Raw genomic sequence first — 19,065 nt, 5'->3', positions numbered from 1 at the left:
GCCGCCTTCCGCAGCTCAGGGCAGCGGCAGTTGTGCCGGCGGCTGCGGCTCGCCCGGGTCCAGTGGCAGGCGCACGGTGAACTCGGACCCCTTGTCGCGTCCCGCGCTGCGCGCCTGGACGCTGCCGCCGTGCAACTGCATCACCTCGCGCACCACGGCCAGGCCGATCCCCAGGCCGCTCGGGTCGATGTCCTGCGCCGCCTGTTCCCGGCTGAACAGGTCGAAGATGCGCGGCAGCTCCTGGGGGTCGATGCCGATGCCGGTGTCCTCGACGCGCAACAGGACGTCGTCGCCTTCCTGCGTGGGCTTGAGCCAGATCGAACCGCCGGCGGGGGTGTACTTGATCGCATTGCCCACCAGGTTCAGCAGCACCTGCTGGAAACGGTCGGCATCGATCCGCACCGGCAGGCGCCCGGCCGGCAGGATGCATTCGAGGGCCACGCCCTTGATGCGCGCCTGCGGCTGCAGCGCGGTGACCGAGCCCAGCGCGACCTCGCGCAGGTCTGCCGGCTCCAGCTGCAGGCCGACCTTGCCGCCCTCCAGCCGCGAGACCTCCATCAGGTCTTCCGCCAGCCTGCGCAGCGCGCCGACCTGGCTCTGGATGATGTCGACCACGCGCCGGGTCTTCTCGTCGGAATGGAGCTTTTCCAGGATGAAGGCGGAGTTCTGCAGCGGGGCCATGGGATTGCGCATCTCGTGGCCCAGCGTGCGCAGGAACTGCAGGGTCCTCTGGTGCGCCGCCTGCAGCCGGTCGCGCTCGGCTTCCAGGCCCTTGGTCCAGGTGTGCAGGTCCGAGCGGTCGCGCATGACCTTCACGAAGCCGATCAGTTGGCCCTGGGCATCGCGGATGGCGTCGACGGAGCCGGTGACCCAGATGCGCGTGCCGTCCTTGCGCAGGTGCCAGCGGTCGTCCTCCGAGCGGCTGTCGCGCCGCGCGACCTCGAGTTCGTGGTCGTGGAAGCCCTTCGCCCGGTCTTCCGGGGTGAACAGCAACTCGCCCACGTGCCGGCCGATGGCCTCCCCGGCCGCGTGGCCGAGCAGGGTTTCCGCGGCGCCGCACCAGGCGACGACGCGGCCTCCGGCGTCGAGCGCGACGAGGGCGTATTCCTTGGTCTGGGTCAGCAGTCCGTCGATGAGCGCACGCTGCAGCGTACCGGGGGCCAGGGGATCTTGCATCGGCCACCCAGAATACAGGCGGGCGGAACCCGGCCGTGGCGGCCCGCGGCCCAGCAGGAGTCAGCAGGCGCAACGGTTGCTGCAATCCGTTGCGGCGGGGCCCGGCAGTGGCGACGGCAGGGCCTGTTTGCCGCACCATTCGTGGATGACCTCGAACCCGCCCGCCCATTCCATCCCGAATGCCGAGCTCATCCGGGCCGTCCTCGACGGCCAGGTCGTGCAGGTCACGCCGAACGATGATGGCTGGACCGACATGGAGCCGGCCGTCGCCGTGGCCACGCTGGTGCGATCGGCGCCCGGCCTGAAGTTCCGGCTCAAGCCCAGGACGCTGGTGCACTGGCTGCCCGTGGTGCGCGATGCCAAGAATGGCCCGGGCCTGGGCAACGTCTATCTCGACCGCGACCGCGTGCCGCGCGACCTGCCCAGCGGCCAGGTGGTGCGCCTGATCCGCCTCGAACTCGACCCGAACACGCTCGAACCGCTGGGAGTGACGACCGAGGAACCCTGACCTGCGGTCGTCCGTGACACGTCGGCCGTGAAGGCCGATGCACCTGTGAACGTGGGCAGCACGCGACACGGGTAGCCCGGCCGTCAACGCTGACAGGTCCGCGATTGCGAGCACCTGCACATTGCTGCATGCTCGCGGGGTGAACGAGGAGCTCGTCCGGACCGACGCCCCGACGCGCCTGGCCGACTGGCTCCAGCGACGCGCCGGTGCGCTGGTGTTGGCGGCCGGTTACCTGCTGTTCGGGCTGCTCTGGATCCTGTTTTCGGACAGCGCCGGCCAGCTGCTGTTCACCACCCCCGAGTCGCTCACCGTCTTCCAGAGCTGGAAGGGCGGCGGCTTCGTGCTGCTGTCCGCGCTGTTCGTCTATGCCGTGCTGGCGTTGCGCCGCCACCGCTCGCCCGACGAGGCCTCCACCCTGCTGCCGCCGCAGCTGCAGCCGTCCGGCCGCGGCCGCCTGCCGGTGGTGGTGCTGCTGTCGCTGCTGGTCCTGGCCACCGGCCTGCCGATGGTGGCCCTGCTCGGGTGGAACGTGTCGCGCGACACGCGGTTGCAGGTCGACGCGGCTGACCGGCTGGTCCGCGACGTGGCCCGGAACACCGCGTCCGATGTCGCCAGCTTCTTCAACTCGCAACAGCGCATCGCCGCGTCGCTGGCGCAGCGCGATGCGGTGCGCGCACTCGACCCGGCCGCCTGCGATCCACTGCTGCCCGAGCTGGCGGCCATCCACGAGGCGGTGTTCGAGATCTCCAGCTTCCACGCCGATGGCCGCCTGGCCTGCGGCCGGCCCGAGCGCCGCAACCTGCCGCCGCCGGCCTGGACGCAGGCGTTGCAGCGCACCCGCGCCCCGCTGGTCGCGCCCCTCGGGCGCGAGGGCGTTGCCGACGTCTGGCGCTTCGCCGTGGTCCAGCCCGTCTTCGGCGCCGACGGTGCCCTGCGCGGCGCCGTCGAGATGGTGCTGCCGGTGTCGGCGCTGGTCCCGCTGGTGGAGACGCCGCTGCCCGACGGCGGGGCGGTGGTCCTGGTGGACCCGCTGCGCCAGCGAGCCGGGCGCTTCCCGGGCGGCCTCGAGTACGTCGGCACCCGCGCCAGCGATCCCGGCGTGGTGCAGCGCATGGCCGTCGATCTCCCCGACGCCACCACCACCCGGGCGAGGGGTCCCGACGGCGTCGAGCGGCTGACCGGCGTGGCGCCCGTGGGGCGCACCGGCTGGTACGTCGCGGCCGGCGTGCCGGTCGCCAGCATCTACGGGCCGGCGCGCACCGCGTTCCTGCATTCGCTGCTGGTGGGCCTGGCCATCGTGGCCTTGTGCGTGTGGCTGGTGCTGGTGATCGGCCGCAGCATCACCGGCCCGCTGCAGGGGCTGCGGCGCACCGCCGCGGGCGCGGCCGTCGGCGATTTCTCGGTGCGCGCGCCCGAGCGCGGCCCGGCCGAACTGGCGGCGGTGGCCGCGGGCTTCAACCAGATGCTCGAGCGCCTCCCCGAACTGCAGCGCGAACTGCGCGAGAGCGAGCTGCGCAACCGCAACCTGCTGGAGAAGATCTCGAGCAACGTGCCGGGCGCCATCTTCATGTTCCAGATGCTGCCGGACGGCCACACCCGCATCCCGTTCGCCAGCCAGGGCCTGCGCGCGGTGTTCGAGCTCGACCCGGCCGACGTGGCGCACGATGCGCGGCCCGCCTTCGAGCGCCTGCACCCGCTGGACCGCGACCGCGTCGAGCAGCTGGTGGCCGGGAGCGCCCGTTCGCTCGAGCCGCTGGTCGCCGAGTACCGCTTGCTGCTGCCGCGTGCCGGCTTGCGCCACGTGCTGACCAACGCGCTGCCCGAGCTCGCAGCCGACGGCTCCGTCATCTTCTACGGCTCGGTCATCGACGTCAGCTCCCTGCACCAGGCCCAGCAGGCGCTGGAGGAGGCCAACCGCACGCTGGAGCAGCGCATCGGCGAGCGCACGGCCGAACTGGCCCAGACCAACCAGGCGCTCGAATCGTTCTCGTATTCGGTCGCGCACGACCTGCGCGCACCGCTCGCCTCCATCGACGGCTTCGCCCAGGCGATGACCGAGGCGCTCGATCGCGACGATCCGTGGCGCGCGCGCGGCTACGCCGCACGCGTGGTGGCCAACGCGGCCCGCATGAACCTGCTGATCGAGGGCTTCCTGGCCCTGGCGCGGGCCGGCCGCGAGCCGCTGGTCGACTCGCCGGTCGACCTGCAGCGCCTGCTGTCCGAGGTGCTGGCCGAGGTGCCGCGCCCGCCCGCCGCGCGCATCGAGGTGCAGCCGCTGCCGCGCGTGCTGGCGGACCAGGCCACGCTGCGCCAGGTCTGGCACAACCTGCTGTCCAACGCCGTCAAGTACAGCGGCCGGCGCGAGCAGCCGGTCGTGCGGGTCGCCTGCGAGCGCGGCGACGGCGAGCTGGTGTTCTCGGTGCAGGACAACGGCGCCGGCTTCGATCCGGCCTACGCCGGCAAGCTGTTCACGCCGTTCTCGCGGCTGCACAAGGCCGACGAATTCGAGGGCACCGGCGTCGGCCTGGCGCTGGTGCGGCGCATCGTCGAGCGGCACGGTGGACGGATCTGGGCCCGCTCGGAGCCCGATCGCGGCGCCACCTTCTCGTTCACGCTGCCGCTGGAGCGCCTGCTGGCCGGCGGCGCAAGCGCGGCCCCGGGCGTCGCCGGCGGCAGCTAGGTCAGGTCGGCGGCCTCGGCGGCCAGCGCCGACAGCGTGCCATCCACTGCTTCGCGCACCGCCGCGGCCAGCGCGTCGGTCGGCGTCGAGGCGTCGCCCCGCAGCACCAGTTCGGCGCTGGCGGCGCGCCGCGCCAGTTCGTCGGCCGCCATGGTGCCGGCCATGCCCTTGAGGGTGTGGAACAGGGCGCAGGCCCGCTCGGGCGGCGTGTCGAGCGACAGCTCCTGCAACTGGCCCGCGGTGTCCTGCAGGCTCTTGCGGAACAGGGGCACCATGCGTTCGAGCAGGCTGGGGTTGCCGCCCAGGCGCTCCAGCGCCACGGCGCGGCTCCAGAACGCGGGCCCGGCGGGGGCCACATCGACGTCCGCGGGGCGCGGCGGCGCAGCGGCGCGCTCGCGCGCCGTCGTGATCGCACGCTGCAGCACCGCCATCAGGTTCGGAAGGTCGATCGGCTTGCCCAGGTGGTCGTCCATGCCGGCGGCCAGGCAGCGGTCGCGGTCGGCCGCCATGGCGTTGGCCGTCATGGCGATGATGGGCAACCGCGTGGCGCCCAGCCGGGTGCGGATCTCGCGCGTGGCGGCCAGGCCGTCCATCACCGGCATCTGCATGTCCATCAGCACCGCGTCGAAGGCGGGCTCGGCGGTCTGCACCCGGTGCACGCCTTCCTGGCCGTCGTTGGCCAGCGTGACCTGCGCGCCCTGGCTGGTCAGCAGCTCGCGCGCGACCTGCTGGTTGACCGGGTTGTCCTCGACCACCAGCAGGCGCATGCCGGCCAGCGGCCGTGCGCCGGGGTCCAGCGGCGGCGCCGGCTCGGGTTGCAGCGGCGCCGCCAGGCTGGGCTCGGCGACCGGCAGCTGGAGTTCGAAGTGGAACCGGCTGCCCTGGCCGAGCTGGCTGTCCACGCGCAGCTCGCCGCCCATCATGGCCACCAGGCGGCGGCAAATGCCCAGCCCCAGGCCGGTGCCGCCATAGGTGCGCGTGATCGCGGCCGACGCCTGGCTGAAGTCGCTGAACACGCGCGCCTGGTCCTCGGGGGCGATGCCGATGCCGGTGTCGCTGACCTCCACGCCCACGCGCACGGCGTCGCCCTCGCGTCCGAGCTGGCGGACGCGCACGGCCACCTCGCCCGCGGGCGTGAACTTGACGGCATTGCCGCCCAGGTTCGCCAGTACCTGGCGCAGCCGCATGTCGTCGCCCACCAGCACCGGCGGCAGCCCGGGGTCGAGCTCGATCGACACCCGCAGTTCCTTGCCGGTGGCGGCGCCCGAGAGGATGGAGCGCAGGTCGTGCAGCAGCACGTCGAAGCGGAACGGCGCCGGGTCGAGCATCATCTTGCCGGCCTCGATCTTCGACAGGTCGAGGATGTCGTTCAGGATGCCGAGCAGGGAGCGGGCCGCATGTTCGGCCTTGCTCGCCCAGTCGGCCTGGCGGGCCTCGAGCGCGGTGCCGCGCAGCAGCCCCAGCATGCCCAGCACGGCGTTCATGGGCGTGCGGATCTCGTGGCTCATGTGAGAGAGGAACTGGCTCTTGGCCTGGCTGGCCTGCAGCGCCTGCTCCTGCGCCAGCTTCAGCTCGGTGATGTCCATCGCGAACACGAACAGCCCGCAGGCATGGCCGTGCTCCATGTCGGGGACCACGTGCATCAGCGTGATGGCGCTGCCGCCGCCGCGGCGCGGCTGGCTGAGCTCGAAGTGCTGGGCGCGGCCGGCCAGGGCCTCGCGCATGCGCGGCTCCAGTTGCGCGAAGGCCGAGCCGCCCACGATGTCGGCCATCGACTGCCCGAGCAGCTGCGGGCCGGGCCGGCCCAGCGACAGGATCATGGCGCGGTTGACCAGCCGGCAGCGCAGGTCGGCGTCCCAGTAGGACAGCTTGGCCGGGATGCTGTCGGTCATCAGCCGCATCAGGTGCTCGCTCTCGGCCAGCCGGCGTTCGGCCAGGCGGCGCGGCGTGATGTCGGCGGCGGTGAGCAGGAAGCCGCCGTCCTCGTCGTGGTCGGGCTGCACGTCGGCATCGAACCAGCACAGGGTGCCGTCCTTGCGCCGGTGCAGCAGTTCCATCCGCACGCTGGTCGAGCCGTGGCGCAAGGGATCCACGCCCTGCGCCAGTTCGCGCCCGCCGTCGGCCGCCCGCAGCAGGCGGCCCACCGGCTGGCCCACGACCTCGGTGTCGGTCCAGCCGGTCTGCAGCGTGAAGCCGGCGTTGACCCAGGCCACCCGCAGGCGCTCGTCCAGGCCCATCACCACGCCGGAGGTGCGCTGCATCAGCTCCTGCATGCGGTCGATGTCGGCCTGCATGCGGCGCGCCCGTGCCTCGTTCTCCTCGCGCGCGCGCAGGAAGCGGCCGGCGGCCAGGGCCAGCAGCAGGCTGAGGGCGGCGCCGGACAGGGCCACCGCCCAGGGCGCGCGGCGCGCCTCGAGCGATTGCACCCAGTCGTCGGCCCGCACCCGCAGCGTCAGGTCGCGGCCGCCCAGGTGCAGGCCGCGTTCGAGCAGGAAGGAGGCCGGCCTCTCGCGCACCTGCGAAGCCGCGCCGGCCCGGCTGTCGTACATCTGGTGATCGGGCGAGGGCGAGCCGTCGTACAGCTGGAACTGCAATCCGTCCTCGAGGACGCCGCGCACGTCGGACAGCACCTCCGCGATGGACATCGCCTCGTACACCAGGCCCTCCAGCGCGGCGCGGCGCTGGGCGACGGTGGCCAGCGGCGCGCCCTCGCGGTACACCGGCAGGAACAGCAGCCAGCCGAGCGGGCGCGGGCCCTGGACCAGGGTGATGGGAGCGGAGAGGGTGGCCTCGCCGGTGTCGATGGCGTGCTCGGCGGCGGCCCGGCGCACCGGGTCGGCGCCGAGGTCCGAGCCCAGCAGCCGTGACAGGCTTGCCGCCGGCTCGACGAAGCGCAGCAGCATGTAGGGCTCGACCGCGCCGGTGGAGCGGACCGTGAAGTCGGGGGCGCCGTCGGCCCGCTCGCGCCGCACGAACGCCTCGATGCCGGCACGCGGCACCAGTTCGATCAGGCCGATGGCCCGCGTGCCGCGCATCTCCCCGCCCTGGGCCAGGCTGGACATGTAGGTGGCGAAGGTCTCGCGGCGGAATCCGCCGAGGGCGCGGTGGGTGGCGAGGGTGGCCTTCAGGTTGGCCTCGGCGCGCCGGATGCGGCGTCCCACCGAGCCTTCGAGGCGGTCGGCGCGCGAGGTGAAGCGCTCGGTGGCCTCGGCCCGCACCGACTCGGCGGTGCGCAGGGTGGCGGCCATGGTCAGGCCCAGGCCGGCGACCAGCACGGCCAGCCCGGCGCGCAGCGGCCAGGCGGATCGGGCGTCGGGGGAATGCGTGCGCATGCCCCTGCCGTTCAGGCCTGCATGGCGGGCGCGCCGGTGGACGCGGCCGCCGGTGTCGCCTGCAGCCCCGGCCCGCCGGCAGCACGGCGGTTCGAGGAGGCGGGCAGGGGCGTGGGCAGGCCGGAAGCGATGGGCGGGAAAGTCATGGCGGGGCCGGGAACGCGGGTGGCAGGGACTGTAAGCGGGGCGCCAGGGGCGGGATGGACAGAAATAGCAGGTCGAACCGGCCCCCATTGTCCCGCACGGATGGGCTGACTCTGGTCCAAGGATGCCGGGGCGAGACAAGCGGCGCCCTTCAGGGGAAACCCGACTCCCTCACGCGACGCGCCAGCAGCTGGGGCGCCGGTGCTGGGTGCTCCTTCCTCTAATAAGAAGGAGGGGGCCGGGGTGTCCTGGGAACCCCGGCTCCGGCTCAGCGGCGCGGCGCCGCCTTGCCGCGGCCGCCAGCCCCCGTCGGCGCCTGCGTGCTGGCGCGGGCCAGCAGCGCTTCGAACTCCATGCGCGACAGCATGAGCGACAGGCTTCCCCCCGCGCCAGGGGTGCAGGCCACGCGCACGGCGTAGTGCAGCGGCTCGCGGCCCAGCAGCATCACCTCCAGCACCTCCCAGTCGCCTTCGGCGGTGGTGATGCGGGTGCCGCGTTTGGGAAGGTCGGGATGGGCCATCTCTTCCCAGCGTAGACCGGGCCGCCCGTTCCCACGGTCGGACGGCTTCGGCTCCGTGCGACATCCGCCAACACGCTCCCAACGTGGGCCACTGTTGAGCTATCTCCAGCTCATCAGTCGGTATCTGCGCCACGAACAGTCGCGTGCAGTCGTAACTTTGACATCCCATTTTTTCCTGGAGGCCGCTGGCTGGGCCTTGGAGCGCCCGGCTGAGCCCCCCCATTTGCGGCCGAGCCAGCCCGCGCCGCCGAGCTTCCGCAGGGGCCGCAGAGCCAGTCCCCGCGGGGGGCTCAACCGTTTGCGGCTACGGCTGGGATCGGTCCGGGGGACTACGTAAGAGGGGGGTTCGAATCGTGCGTCGCCGAGCTTTCCAGCCGGGACATGACGTTACGAATGTCAGCGGCCGGAGGACGCGGATGTGGGACGTGTCCTACTACATTCGCTGCTCTCGCTGAGGTTTGCACCTGGCCTGACGCAACCGCCGCAACCCGGCCGTCCGCGATCCAGCCGATCCCCGTGCTCCGCAGTTCATTCCTTCAACAGGTTCAGGCACGCACGCAGACCAAGAAGTGCCCCGACCACAACCCCAAAAAAGTTGTTGAACATGAAAAGACGTCTCTTCCTCCAATCCGGCTCCGCGACCTCCGTCGCCCTCGCACTGACCGCCTGTGGTGGCGGCGGCGGTGGTGGCACGGTCGACACGGCCGGCTCTGCGGGGACCGCAGCGGCCTCCACGAACACCAGCACGGCCAGCACCATCGCCAGCTCGACCACGCGCAGCGCGGTGTCCGGCCCCAACTCCTACCCCTTCGGTGCGCGCCTGGACGCCTACGTGGCCGGCATCATGCCGAACAACGTGTCCAACTCGTCCATGGACGACTCGATCCGTCGCGCCTACGACTCCTGGAAGGGCAACATCGTCGACGTGCCCAGCGTCTCGGGCGGCAAGGCGCTGCGCTTCGCCAACAACTACCTGACCGTGTCCGAGGCCGCCGGCTACGCCATGCTCATCACCGTGCTGATGGCCGGTCATGACTCCAACGCGCGTTCCACCTTCGACGCCCTGCTCAAGACCGTGCGTGCCCGCCCGGCCTACAGCATCCCCGGCGTGGGCCAGTACCTGATGGATTGGCGCCTGGAAGCCGACGGCTCCTCGAGCGGTGCGGCCGGCGGTGGCTGGAACGCCATGGACGGCGACCTGGACATCGCGATGGCGCTGCTGATGGCCGACCGCCAGTGGGGTTCCACGGGCACCTGGAACTACAAGCAGGAAGGCATCAACACGATCAACGCGATGAAGACGTGGAACATGAAGTCGGACGGCACGACCAAGGGCCTGCCGTCGCCGGAGACGAGCCGGACCTCCGACTACATGATCAGCCACTTCCGCGCGTTCGCGAAGGCGACTGGCGACACGTTCTGGAGCACATCGGCCATCGATCGCGCCTACGAGCTGATCGACCGCATGCAGACCCAGTTCTCGCCGAACGCCGGCATGATGCCCGACTTCATCGTCAACAGCGGCAGCAACCCGGTGCCCTCGCCGGGCGGCATGGGCGACGGCACGGCCACCGAGATGCACTACTTCGTGAACGCCCAGCGCAACCCGTGGCGCTGGGGCACCGATTACGTGACCTCGGGCGACGTGCGCTGGAAGAACGTGTGCGACAAGATGATGAACTTCTTCAAGGCCGACACCGGCGGTGACCCGGCGCGCACCGCGACCGGCTACCGCCTGGACGGCAGCGCGCTGGACCGTCCGTCCGGCTGGCAGCCCAAGGGCATGATCGGCCCGCAGCTGTGCGGCGCGATGGTCAGCAGCTCGCACCAGGACTACCTGAACGCCCTGTGGTCGTACAACGCCAACAACTTCTCGACCACCTACTACGACGGCGAGCTGCAGCTGCTGCCGATGATCGTCGCCTCCGGCAACTGGTGGCAGCCGTGACGTCCCCGTCGGCACCGCCGCGCGGTGTCGACATGCACGGTTGATCGAACCCGGACCGCTCCGGATCCGGAAGCAGAAAAAGGGGCCCGCCTGGGGCGGCGCCCCGGGCGGACCCCGACTTGGTCGTGCGTCCTGTTGAAGAAACTTGAATTTTTGCCAGCCGCTAGTTCAGGGCTGGCATCTTTTTTTCGGAGATCAGTGCGCCGTGGCCACCCTCTGTTTCGCGAACAGGTCCAGCATCGCCGCGTTGAACACGGGGATGTCGGCCGGCTTGCGGCTGGACACCCAGTTGCCGTCGTGCACCACCTCGCGGTCGACCCAGGTCGCGCCGGCGTTGCGCACGTCATCCTGCAGCGAGGGCCAGCTGGTGAGCGTGCGGCCCTTCACGAGGCCGGCCGAGACCAGCAGCCAGGGCGCGTGGCAGATGAAGGCAAAGGGCTTGCGGCCCCGCTGCATGCCCTGCACGAAGCGTTGCGCGGAGTGGCTCAGGCGCAGGTGGTCGGCGTTCATCACGCCGCCGGGCAGCAGCACCGCGTCGAACGCCTGCGGGTCGGCCTTCTCAAGTGTGAGCTGCACCTCGAAGGTGTCCGCCGGTTTGTCATGGTGGAAGCCACGCACCTGGCCGGGATTCATCGAGACCAGGGTGGTGCGGGCGCCGGCGGCTTCCAGCGCCTTGCGCGGCTCGGTCATTTCCACCTGTTCGAAGCCGTCGACCGCCAGGATCGCGACCGACAGGCCGTGCAGGTCGGGGGGGGCATCGTTCATGGCAAACCTCCTTGCAACCCATCAAATTAGGCAAGGGCGTGCGCCGGCGCTGCGGGCGGCTGCCTACCGCATGCGTAGGACAGGCCAGCGGTTCGCGTTGCACCCTGGCCCGGCCGCGCCAGTACGAGATGCCGCCGTCCTACAGCCGCGCTGGCCCGACCGGCGCACCATTCGTATACCTGAGCCAGGAGGCACACCGTGACCGACGACATCCCCGCAACCATCCCCCACCGTGGCAACGGCGAGGCTCCCCGCAGCCGTGGCGTGATCGGCCTGCTGGCAGCGCGCTGGACGCAGATCGCCGAGCCGTTCCGCGAGACCGACTTCGAGCAGCAGGAACCCTGGTTCGACCCGACCCAGTTCGATTCGCCCCTGCCCAATGCCTGAGCTGCCCTGAGGGCGGGCGCAAGCGGGAGCGGACATCCCGCCCCGTTCAGAGCACCGCGCGGAGGGAGACGCCGGCGCCGGGCCGGGTGCGCAGGTGCAGCCGGCCGCCGACCAGCTCCACGCGCTCGAACATGCCGTGCAGGCCGACGTTGTGCTCGCCCGGCTGGCCGCCCAGGATGGCCGCCTTGTCGAAGCCGACGCCGTCGTCCAGCACCAGCACGCCGATGCGGTCGTCGGCCGTGAACCGGATGCGCACCAGGATGCGGCTGGCGCGGCTGTGACGCACCGTGTTGGCCAGCGCCTCCTGCACCAGCCGGATGGCGACAAAGGCGCGCTCGTCGCGCTCGGCCGGCTCGCGGCCGCGGGCGATGACCTTCCAGGCGAGCCCGGCCGGTTCGGCCATGCGCTGGACGGCGCCGTCGATGGCAGCCACCAGTCCGAGCAGGTCGAGTTGGGTGGGACGCAGCGAGAACGACAATGTCTTGACCTGCTGCACGGCGCCCTGCGCCATCTCCATCGCTGTGGCGGTGTGGCGCTGCGCCGCCTGGGGGTCGGCGGCGCGCTGGGCGGCATGCAGGTGGATGACCATGCCGGTGAGGGTCTGCCCCAGCTGGTCGTGCAGCTCGCGAGAGATGAGGGTGCGTTCGCGCTCCTGCGCGGCGACCACCCGGGCGGAGAGCTTCTTCAGCCGCCGGTAGGCCGTCTCCAGCTCGCGCGCCATGCGTTCCTGCTCAGCGCTGCGGCGCCGCTCGGACATGATGCGGTCGATGATCTGGGGCAGGGTGCCCAGCTTGTCCTTGGTGACGTAGTCCTTGGCGCCACAGCGCAGCACGTGCACCGCCGCTTCCTCGCCGATGGCGCGCGTGACCACCACCAGCGGCGTGGAGCAGCGGCGCGCCACCAGGATCTGCAGTGCGGCATACGGCGAGAACCGCGGCATGTTGAAGTCGCACAGGATGGCGTCGAAGTCCCGCTTGAGGGCCTGTGCGAACGCCGTGGCGTCGTCGACCCGATGCAGCACGTAGCGCGCCCGCGGGTTGGCCCGCTCCAGCGCCAGCGCCAGCAGTTCCACGTCGTCGGGGTTGTCCTCGACGCAGAGCAGCTGGATGGCGGGCAGGTCGTCGGGGGGCGACGCGGGCATGGGCGGGGCGATCCTGGGCGGCACAGTGTACCGGGGCGACTCGACCGTCCAGATCGCGACCGGATCGGAAATCCCCCTGGGTGGCCTTAGTCGAACGCCCTAAGGCTGAGCATGGGGCCGCTCCTAAGCTGTCCCCACGACTCCCTCTGGATCGCCGAATGTACGCACCGCCCGCCGAACGCCACGCCCAGCCGTTCCCCCAGGTCGAACCCGGTGCGCCCGTCTTGCCGGCGCACGCCGCGTCCGGGTCCGAAGATCCCAACCTCCTGGCAAGCCCCGGCTTCTGGCTCGGTGGCGCGGCCTCGGTCCTGTGCTGGACGGGCCTGGCGCTGGCCATCCTGCACCGGTTCTGACGTCCTCTTGAAGGCGCTGCAGCCTGGCGCGGCGTGGCGGTGCGAGAATGCGCCCCGTCGTCCAGGCTGCCCGTAGCTCAACCGGATAGAGCAGCTGCCTTCTAAGCAGCAGGTCGGGGGTTCGAGTCCCTCCGGGCAGGCCAAACTGACCTGCGCCCCCCATGCCAGGGGCGAGCGCCACCACCCGCTCACGCTGCGCGCTCCAGAATCCTTTCCGATTCAGGAGGATTCCGACCGCGCGGGCGCATGATGCGTCAGGAGGTCTTCACATGAAGCCGCACCCTAAAGTCCCACAACCGCCCGCCGAGGTACCCCGACGAGCCGAGCACGACACGTCCGGGGACCAGAAGCGTCGAGCCGGGGAAAGGTCGGGGGAAGGGGCCGATGCCTTGAGGCCCTACCTGTCGGACGATCGCATCGGGCGTGTGGGCCGTGAGCGGCGGGGAATTCCCGGATGAAAGCGACCGCACTGCGGGCCGTCCACAAGCTGAGCACGACGGACATCCTGCAGCTGCCCAATGACTCCCAGCTGTACCGGGTGGTATCCCTGGAGAAACTCCTGGGCGGACGCTGGAAGGTGTCGCTGCGGTCCATGGAGGCGAAGGCCGACGTGATGATCGTGCGGTCCGGGACCGATCACGTGTTCGTCGTGCCCGGTGGGGCTCTCCTGCATTGAGCAGGCGGACGGGAGTTCCCCAGCCGTTCGCCGGATCGCTACGCGCGGGGCGCCGCTGCGACTGGCCTGGTGCTCACCCGGGGTCGCCGAAGAGCAGTGACCTCAGTGCGCTCAGGCGCTCGACCGGCCTGGTGCTGTTCGCGAGCGAATGAACGTCGGGCATCTGGCGCATCTCGACTGTCGGAGCCTTCACCCCAGCCGCGGCGGAGAGACTTTCGACGGCCTGCTGGCGATGGGCCGTCTGGTCGGCGGACTCGAGCTCGCCAGGCTCGGCGATCGCCTTGCCGTGCAGTGCCACCAGGTCGTCCTGCAGTCCTTGCAGCACGTCCCTGAGCAACAGCGCCGTGGCCGCCGGAATGAGCAGATCGCCGTTGGGCAGTCGGGTCGCAGCAGGTGTCGCTTCCATGCGCATAGTGTCGCCCCATTCAGCGGCGCCTGTGTCCGGAAACGTTCCGCTGCAATCACCTGCCGCACGGGCGCGCCACACCCATGGCATGCCGCCCCAGTCGCAGCAGGCTGAGCCGCTCCGCTAATCCAGCGGAAAGCGCTTGGCCAGGCCGGTGAAGCGCTCGTCTTCCTTGCGCACCTGGGCGGCGAATTCCTCCGGCGTGTTCACCAGCGGGATCGCGCCGGCGGCAGCAATCGACTTCTGCAGTTCGGGATTGCGCATCACGTCCTTCACCGCGGCGTAGATGGCCTGGGCCACCGCCGGTGGCGTGTCCTTGGGCGCGAACAGGCCGAACCAGGTCGTGTACTCGTACTGCGGCAGGCCGGTTTCGATCACCGTGCGCACCTCCGGCGCCGCGGGAGCGCGGATGGCGCCCTGGCTGGCGACGATCTTCAGCGTGCCGGCCTTCTGGTGCGGCAGCGCGGACGTGATGCCGGTGACGGCGAAGTTCACGTTGTTGGCGATCATGTCGGTGATGATGGCCGCCGTGCCCTTGTAGTTGACGACGATCAGGTTGGGCAGTGCCTCGGCCTGCAGTTGCCGTCCGAACAGCTTGGCCACGTTCTCGCCGGTGCCCATGGAACAGGGCGTGGGCGCGGTCTTGCAGTACGCGATCAGTTCCGGCAACGTGGTGGCCGGGATATTGGCATTGGCCACGATGACGCCGGGCGACTGCGCGATGTTGGTCACCGGCTTGAGCTGGGCCAGCGGATCGGGGCCCTTGAAGGACGGCGCGTGCTTGGTCAGCACGATGGCTGGCGTCTGCAGCAGCAGGGTATGGCCGTCGGCACGGGCGTCGACCACCCGCCGTCCGCCGATCAGGCCGTCGGCGCCGGGCATGTTCTCCACCACGACCGGCTGGCCCCAGAGCTCACCGAGCAGCTTGGCCGTGGCCCGCGCCGTCGCGTCGGTGCCGCCGCCCGCCACGTAGGGCACGACGATGGTGACGGGGCGGGTGGGCTTCCAGGCCGTCTGGGCCTGGGCCGTCGTGGCGAGGGCGAGCAGGCCCGCCAGGGCAAGGGAGTGCGTGCGCATCTTGCGAATGAGGGAAGTGTGGTTGCGGATCATCAACGGGCCCAGCGCTTCTCGAAGTCCCACACCTGTTCGAAGCCGATCAGCTTGCAGAACTCGCCGAAGTCGAACATGTCGATGCCCGGCGTCTGGCTCACGCCCTGCTCCTTGAGCGTGCGCAGCGCCTTTTCCATGGCGGCGGCGGCCACCAGGCTGGTCATCGACGGATAGATCGCCAGGGCATAGCCGATCTCCTCCAGCACCTTGGCCGGCAGGATCGGCGTCTTGCCGCCGTCGGCCATGTTGGCCAGCATCGGCTTGTCGAAAGCCTCGCAGGCGCGCCGCATCTCCTCCTCGGACTGCGGTGCCTCGAAGAACAGGATGTCGGCGCCGGCCTTGTCGTAGGCCTCCATCCGGCGCATCGCCTCGTCCACCCCCAGCCCGGCGCGGGCATCGGTGCGGGCGATGATCAGGAAATTCTCCTTGTCCTCGCGGGCCTCGACGGCCACCTTGATCTTGTCCACCATGTCCTGCGTCGGCACGCAGCGCTTGAACGGCGTGTGGCCGCACTTCTTGGGGAACTCCTGGTCCTCGATCTGGATGGCGGTGACGCCGGCTTCCTCGTAGCCGCGGACCGTGTGGTGCACATTCAGCAGGCCGCCGTAGCCGGTGTCGGCATCGGCGATGAGGGCCGCATTGCTGGTGCGCGCCACCGTGCGCATGCGGTCCACCATCTGGGTGTAGGTGGCGATCCCGGCATCGGGCAGGCCCAGGCTGGAGGCGGTGAGCCAGTAGCCGGTGCCGTAGATGATGTCGAAGCCGACCTTGTTGGTCATGACGGCGGCGATCATGTCGTGCACGCCGGGGATGACGAGGAACTCGCCGGCGGCGAGTTTCTGGCGGAGGATGGGATTGGCCATGGTTCGGATGTCTGGTGGGGTGGAAAGAAGGGGTCAGCCCAGCGATGCCAGCCAGGGCTGCTGCTGTCGCACGCGCTCTTCATGGGCGCGCAGGGCGGCTTCGTGGCGCAGGGTGCGGTCCACTTCGTCTTCGGACGACAGCAGTTGCTCGGCGTGGCCTGCTGCCAGGACCACCGGCAGCGTGCCGCCGTCGGACAGGTGCAGCGTGCTGGTGGCGACGTCCAGCCGCAGCTCCCCGTCGGGCGCGGCGACCAGGGCCTGCAGCAACCGGGCATGGTCGGCCGGCGCGACGACGGCCGCGACCACGCCGTTCTTGACGCAGTTGTTGCGGAAGATGTCGCCGAAGGACAGGGCCAGCACGGCCTGCACGCCGTAGTCGGCCAGCGCCCAGACGGCATGCTCGCGCGAGGAGCCGCAGCCGAAGTTCTGCGAAGCCACGAGCAGGCGCGGCGGATCCTGGCGCTGCATGAAGGCCACCTCGGGCCTGCCTTCGGCGCGCCAGTCGGCAAACAGGTGGGCACCCATGCCATCGCGCTGCACCAGGCGCAGGAAGCGGCCCGGGAAGATGGCATCGGTGTCGATGTCGTCGCGCTGCATCAGGGCGGCGCGGCCCGACGCCTGGGCGGTGACGGCCTTCATGACAGGAACTCCCGTGGATCGGTCAGCTTGCCGCGCACGGCGGAGGCGGCCGCGGCGGCAGGGCTCATCAGGTGGGTGCGGCCCCCCTGGCCCTGGCGGTTCTCGAAATTGCGGTTGGAGGTGGACGCGCTGCGCTGGCCCGGGGCCAGGCTGTCGCCGTTCATCCCGATGCACATGGAGCAGCCGGGTTCGCGCCATTCGAAGCCGGCGTCCAGGAAGACCTGGGCCAGGCCTTCGGCTTCGGCGGCGCGCTTGACGCTGCCCGAGCCGGGCACCACGAGGGCGCGCACCCCGGACGCCACGCGGCGGCCGTGGGCCACGGCCGCCGCGGCGCGCAGGTCCTCCAGGCGGCCGTTGGTGCAGGAGCCGATGAAGACCACGTCGATCGGCACGGAGGACAGCGCCTGGCCGGACTGCAGGCCCATGTAGGCCAGGCTCGCCTCGAGCCGGCGGCGTTCGGCCTCGTCGGCCGGCGCGGCGCCGTCGCCCACGCGGCCGGAGAAGACCGCGCTGTCGGACGGCATGGTGCCCCAGGTGACGCGCGGGCTGACGCTGGCGGCATCGAACACCACCCGGCGATCGAAGTCGGCCGGGTCGTCCGTGCGCAGCGCGGCCCAGGCCTGCACGGCCTGCTCGAAGTGCTCGCGCGCCGCGCCCTGCACCCGCTCGCGCAGGTAGGCCACGGTGGTCGCGTCGGGCGCCACCAGGCCGAAGCGCGAGCCGGCTTCGATTGTCATGTTGCACAGCGTCATCCGGGCTTCCATCGACAGGCCGGACACCGTCGGACCGACGTATTCGGTGCCGTAGCCGGCGCCACCGCTGGTGCCGGTGTGGTGGATCAGGGCCAGCGCCAGGTCCTTGGCATAGACCCCGGGGCCCAGCGCGCCCGAGATTTCGATGCCCAGGGTGCGCGGCTTGCGCATCCACAGGCTCTGGGTGCTCATCACGTGGGCGACTTCCGAGGTGCCGATGCCCCAGGCCAGCGCGCCCAGCGCGCCCAGGGTGGCGCTGTGCGAATCACCGCACACCACGGTGCTGCCGGGCAGCACGTAGCCCAGTTCGGGCGCGATCACGTGCACGATGCCTTGCAGCGGATGGTCCAGGTCCAGCAGGCGCATGCCGGTGGCCTGCGTGTTGCGGCGCAGGGTCGCGATCTGCTCGGCGCTTTCGGGGCTGGCGATGTGGGTCAGGCGGTCGGCCGTGGTGGGCACGTTGTGGTCCTGCACCGCGATGTGGCGGGCGGCCGAACGCAGGACATGGCCCGACGCCTTCATGCTGGCGAAGGCCTGCGGGCTCGACACCTCCTGCACCAGGTGCCGGTCGATGTAGACCAGGTCGTCGCCGGCCTCGTTGCGGGCCACCGCATGGGCGGCCCAGATCTTGTCGAACAGGGTGGTCATGCTGGCGCCGCTCAATCCAGCTTGATGTCGGCGGCCTTCACGATCGCCTTGTTCTTGGCCAGGTCGCGCACGATTTCCTGGCCGAAGGATTCCGGCGTGCCGGGCTGGGCCACGATGCCCAGCTGGTTCAGGCGTTCACGCATCTCCGGCACGCTCAGCACCTTGTTGAGTGCCTGGTTCAGCTTGGCGATCACCGCCGGCGGCGTCTTGGCCGGGGCCACCAGCCCGACCCAGGAATTGAATTCGAAGTCCTTCAGGCCGGCCTCGATGAAGGTCGGCACGTCCGGCAGCGAAGGCGCGCGCTGGCGCGAGGCCACGGCAATGGGCCGGATCTGGTTGCTCTTGATGAAGGGCATGGCACCCGCCACCGCGGTGAAGTGCATCGGCAGGGTGCCGCCCACCAGGTCGCCCATCGCCTGGCCGCCGCCCTTGTAGGGCACGTGGGTCAGGTTCATGCCGGTGCGCTGGCGCAGCATCTCGCCGGCCAGGTGGGTGGTGCTGCCGGTGCCGGCACTGCCGTAGGAGAGTCCTCCGGGCGTGGACTTGGCCACGGCCTGCAACTCGGACAGCTTGGTGGCTGCGACCTTGGGATTGACCACCACCAGCAGCACGGCGTCGCCGATCTTGCCGATCGGTGCGAAGTCCTTGATCGGATCGAAGGGCACTTTCGCGTACACGTTGGGGTTGATCACCAGCGTGCCGTCGTAGCCGAGGAGCAGCGTGTAGCCGTCCGGTTCGGCGCCGGCCACCTGCTGCGTGCCGATGTTGCCGGCGGCGCCGGCCTTGTTCTCCACCAGCACCGTCTGGCCCAGGGCCTGGCCGAGCTTCTCGGCCACGATGCGGGCGCTGGTGTCGGTGACGCCGGCGGTGGCGAAGGGAACGATCAGCCTGATCGGCTTGCTCGGGTAGTCGCCTTGCGCGTGGGCGGGGGACAGGCCGCAGGCGGCCAGGGCGAGGGCCGCGCCCAGCAGGCGGCGGCGGGTCGAGGGAAGGTGGGGATGCAGGTTCACGATGCGG

18 protein-coding genes and 1 tRNA gene are annotated in these 19,065 nt (G+C 70.8%); 7 read left to right on the top strand and 12 right to left on the bottom strand.

Going from position 1 to position 19,065, the window contains the following annotated elements:
• Window positions 1-15: 15 nt before the first annotated feature.
• Window positions 16-1,176 (bottom strand): PAS domain-containing sensor histidine kinase, encoded by a 1,161-nt coding sequence (locus GON04_RS15825; protein WP_157399023.1) that lies wholly within the window; start codon window positions 1,174-1,176, stop codon window positions 16-18.
• A gap of 145 nt (window positions 1,177-1,321) precedes the next feature.
• On the opposite strand from GON04_RS15825, the gene GON04_RS15820 reads away from it, so the two are divergent.
• Window positions 1,322-1,684, top strand: coding sequence for a hypothetical protein (locus GON04_RS15820; RefSeq protein WP_157399022.1), 363 nt, complete (start codon window positions 1,322-1,324; stop codon window positions 1,682-1,684).
• A gap of 139 nt (window positions 1,685-1,823) precedes the next feature.
• Window positions 1,824-4,364, top strand: coding sequence for an ATP-binding protein (locus GON04_RS27190; protein ID WP_157399021.1), 2,541 nt, complete (start codon window positions 1,824-1,826; stop codon window positions 4,362-4,364).
• On the opposite strand, the gene GON04_RS15810 is transcribed toward GON04_RS27190, so the two are convergent.
• The 3 genes from GON04_RS15810 to GON04_RS15805 form a co-directional block, all read right to left on the bottom strand.
• Entirely contained in the window at window positions 4,361-7,696 is a 3,336-nt protein-coding gene (locus GON04_RS15810; protein WP_181653606.1) for a CHASE domain-containing protein, read from the bottom strand. The genes GON04_RS27190 and GON04_RS15810 overlap by 4 nt on opposite strands.
• An 11-nt stretch (window positions 7,697-7,707) precedes the next feature.
• A complete protein-coding gene (locus tag GON04_RS27090) occupies window positions 7,708-7,842 on the bottom strand; it encodes a hypothetical protein (protein ID WP_255481736.1) in 135 nt (44 codons plus the stop codon).
• A gap of 266 nt (window positions 7,843-8,108) precedes the next feature.
• Window positions 8,109-8,360, bottom strand: a complete 252-nt coding sequence (locus GON04_RS15805) for a hypothetical protein (protein ID WP_157399019.1) — start codon at window positions 8,358-8,360, stop codon at window positions 8,109-8,111.
• Window positions 8,361-8,964: 604 nt separating this feature from the next.
• Between GON04_RS15805 and GON04_RS15800 the strand changes: the two genes are divergently transcribed.
• Complete coding sequence (locus GON04_RS15800; protein ID WP_157399018.1) at window positions 8,965-10,308, top strand: glycosyl hydrolase family 8; 1,344 nt, start codon at window positions 8,965-8,967, stop codon at window positions 10,306-10,308.
• A 195-nt stretch (window positions 10,309-10,503) separates the two neighbouring features.
• Here the strand turns inward: GON04_RS15800 and GON04_RS15795 are convergent, their stop codons facing one another.
• On the bottom strand, window positions 10,504-11,073 hold the full coding sequence (locus GON04_RS15795) for a type 1 glutamine amidotransferase domain-containing protein (protein ID WP_157399017.1): 570 nt from the start codon (window positions 11,071-11,073) through the stop codon (window positions 10,504-10,506).
• Between the two features lie 198 nt (window positions 11,074-11,271).
• Between GON04_RS15795 and GON04_RS15790 the strand changes: the two genes are divergently transcribed.
• Window positions 11,272-11,460 (top strand): hypothetical protein, encoded by a 189-nt coding sequence (locus tag GON04_RS15790; protein WP_157399016.1) that lies wholly within the window; start codon window positions 11,272-11,274, stop codon window positions 11,458-11,460.
• A 46-nt stretch (window positions 11,461-11,506) separates the two neighbouring features.
• Here the strand turns inward: GON04_RS15790 and GON04_RS15785 are convergent, their stop codons facing one another.
• Window positions 11,507-12,601: an ATP-binding response regulator gene (locus GON04_RS15785; RefSeq protein WP_157399015.1), complete on the bottom strand. Its 1,095-nt coding sequence runs from the start codon at window positions 12,599-12,601 to the stop codon at window positions 11,507-11,509.
• Window positions 12,602-12,759: 158 nt separating this feature from the next.
• On the opposite strand from GON04_RS15785, the gene GON04_RS15780 reads away from it, so the two are divergent.
• The 3 genes from GON04_RS15780 to GON04_RS15770 all read left to right on the top strand — a co-directional run bounded on the left by GON04_RS15780 (window position 12,760) and on the right by GON04_RS15770 (window position 13,630).
• A complete protein-coding gene (locus tag GON04_RS15780; RefSeq protein WP_157399014.1) occupies window positions 12,760-12,954 on the top strand; it encodes a hypothetical protein in 195 nt (64 codons plus the stop codon).
• Between the two features lie 66 nt (window positions 12,955-13,020).
• Window positions 13,021-13,097 (top strand) — tRNA-Arg (locus GON04_RS15775).
• Between the two features lie 311 nt (window positions 13,098-13,408).
• Window positions 13,409-13,630, top strand: a complete 222-nt coding sequence (locus GON04_RS15770) for a hypothetical protein (protein ID WP_157399013.1) — start codon at window positions 13,409-13,411, stop codon at window positions 13,628-13,630.
• Between the two features lie 73 nt (window positions 13,631-13,703).
• Here GON04_RS15770 and GON04_RS15765 read toward each other — a convergent pair whose 3' ends face one another.
• From GON04_RS15765 to GON04_RS15740, 6 genes are all read right to left on the bottom strand, one after another.
• Window positions 13,704-14,036, bottom strand: coding sequence for a hypothetical protein (locus GON04_RS15765; RefSeq protein WP_157399012.1), 333 nt, complete (start codon window positions 14,034-14,036; stop codon window positions 13,704-13,706).
• 123 nt (window positions 14,037-14,159) lie between these two features.
• Complete coding sequence (locus GON04_RS15760; RefSeq protein WP_232533139.1) at window positions 14,160-15,113, bottom strand: tripartite tricarboxylate transporter substrate binding protein; 954 nt, start codon at window positions 15,111-15,113, stop codon at window positions 14,160-14,162.
• 32 nt (window positions 15,114-15,145) lie between these two features.
• Window positions 15,146-16,009, bottom strand: a complete 864-nt coding sequence (locus tag GON04_RS15755) for an isocitrate lyase/PEP mutase family protein (RefSeq protein ID WP_157399010.1) — start codon at window positions 16,007-16,009, stop codon at window positions 15,146-15,148.
• Between the two features lie 33 nt (window positions 16,010-16,042).
• Complete coding sequence (gene leuD / locus GON04_RS15750) at window positions 16,043-16,648, bottom strand: 3-isopropylmalate dehydratase small subunit (RefSeq protein WP_157399009.1); 606 nt, start codon at window positions 16,646-16,648, stop codon at window positions 16,043-16,045.
• Window positions 16,645-18,048, bottom strand: a complete 1,404-nt coding sequence (gene leuC, locus GON04_RS15745; protein ID WP_157399008.1) for a 3-isopropylmalate dehydratase large subunit — start codon at window positions 18,046-18,048, stop codon at window positions 16,645-16,647. The genes leuD and leuC overlap by 4 nt, the downstream gene beginning before the upstream one ends.
• Before the next feature lie 11 nt (window positions 18,049-18,059).
• Entirely contained in the window at window positions 18,060-19,052 is a 993-nt protein-coding gene (locus tag GON04_RS15740) for a Bug family tripartite tricarboxylate transporter substrate binding protein (RefSeq protein ID WP_157400712.1), read from the bottom strand.
• Window positions 19,053-19,065 lie beyond the last annotated feature (13 nt).

Origin of the sequence: Ramlibacter pinisoli (assembly GCF_009758015.1) — a bacterium.
Classification (GTDB): Bacteria; Pseudomonadota; Gammaproteobacteria; order Burkholderiales; family Burkholderiaceae_C; genus Ramlibacter; species Ramlibacter pinisoli.
Note: the sequence above shows the minus strand (reverse complement) of the source record. Positions and strands in the feature narration are given on the sequence as shown.

Bases quoted from the DNA above. Each gene is read 5' to 3' on its own strand.
- leuD (WP_157399009.1), bottom strand. From the start codon at position 16,648: ATGAAGGCCGTCACCGCCCAGGCGTCGGGCCGCGCCGCCCTGATGCAG.
- GON04_RS15780 (WP_157399014.1), top strand. From the start codon at position 12,760: ATGTACGCACCGCCCGCCGAACGCCACGCCCAGCCGTTCCCCCAGGTC.
- GON04_RS15810 (WP_181653606.1), bottom strand. From the start codon at position 7,696: ATGCGCACGCATTCCCCCGACGCCCGATCCGCCTGGCCGCTGCGCGCC.
- GON04_RS27090 (WP_255481736.1), bottom strand. From the start codon at position 7,842: ATGACTTTCCCGCCCATCGCTTCCGGCCTGCCCACGCCCCTGCCCGCC.
- GON04_RS15765 (WP_157399012.1), bottom strand. From the start codon at position 14,036: ATGGAAGCGACACCTGCTGCGACCCGACTGCCCAACGGCGATCTGCTC.
- GON04_RS15805 (WP_157399019.1), bottom strand. From the start codon at position 8,360: ATGGCCCATCCCGACCTTCCCAAACGCGGCACCCGCATCACCACCGCC.
- leuC (WP_157399008.1), bottom strand. From the start codon at position 18,048: ATGACCACCCTGTTCGACAAGATCTGGGCCGCCCATGCGGTGGCCCGC.
- GON04_RS15760 (WP_232533139.1), bottom strand. From the start codon at position 15,113: ATGCGCACGCACTCCCTTGCCCTGGCGGGCCTGCTCGCCCTCGCCACG.
- GON04_RS15755 (WP_157399010.1), bottom strand. From the start codon at position 16,009: ATGGCCAATCCCATCCTCCGCCAGAAACTCGCCGCCGGCGAGTTCCTC.
- GON04_RS15770 (WP_157399013.1), top strand. From the start codon at position 13,409: ATGAAAGCGACCGCACTGCGGGCCGTCCACAAGCTGAGCACGACGGAC.
- GON04_RS15825 (WP_157399023.1), bottom strand. From the start codon at position 1,176: ATGCAAGATCCCCTGGCCCCCGGTACGCTGCAGCGTGCGCTCATCGAC.
- GON04_RS15795 (WP_157399017.1), bottom strand. From the start codon at position 11,073: ATGAACGATGCCCCCCCCGACCTGCACGGCCTGTCGGTCGCGATCCTG.
- GON04_RS15820 (WP_157399022.1), top strand. From the start codon at position 1,322: ATGACCTCGAACCCGCCCGCCCATTCCATCCCGAATGCCGAGCTCATC.
- GON04_RS15785 (WP_157399015.1), bottom strand. From the start codon at position 12,601: ATGCCCGCGTCGCCCCCCGACGACCTGCCCGCCATCCAGCTGCTCTGC.
- GON04_RS15800 (WP_157399018.1), top strand. From the start codon at position 8,965: ATGAAAAGACGTCTCTTCCTCCAATCCGGCTCCGCGACCTCCGTCGCC.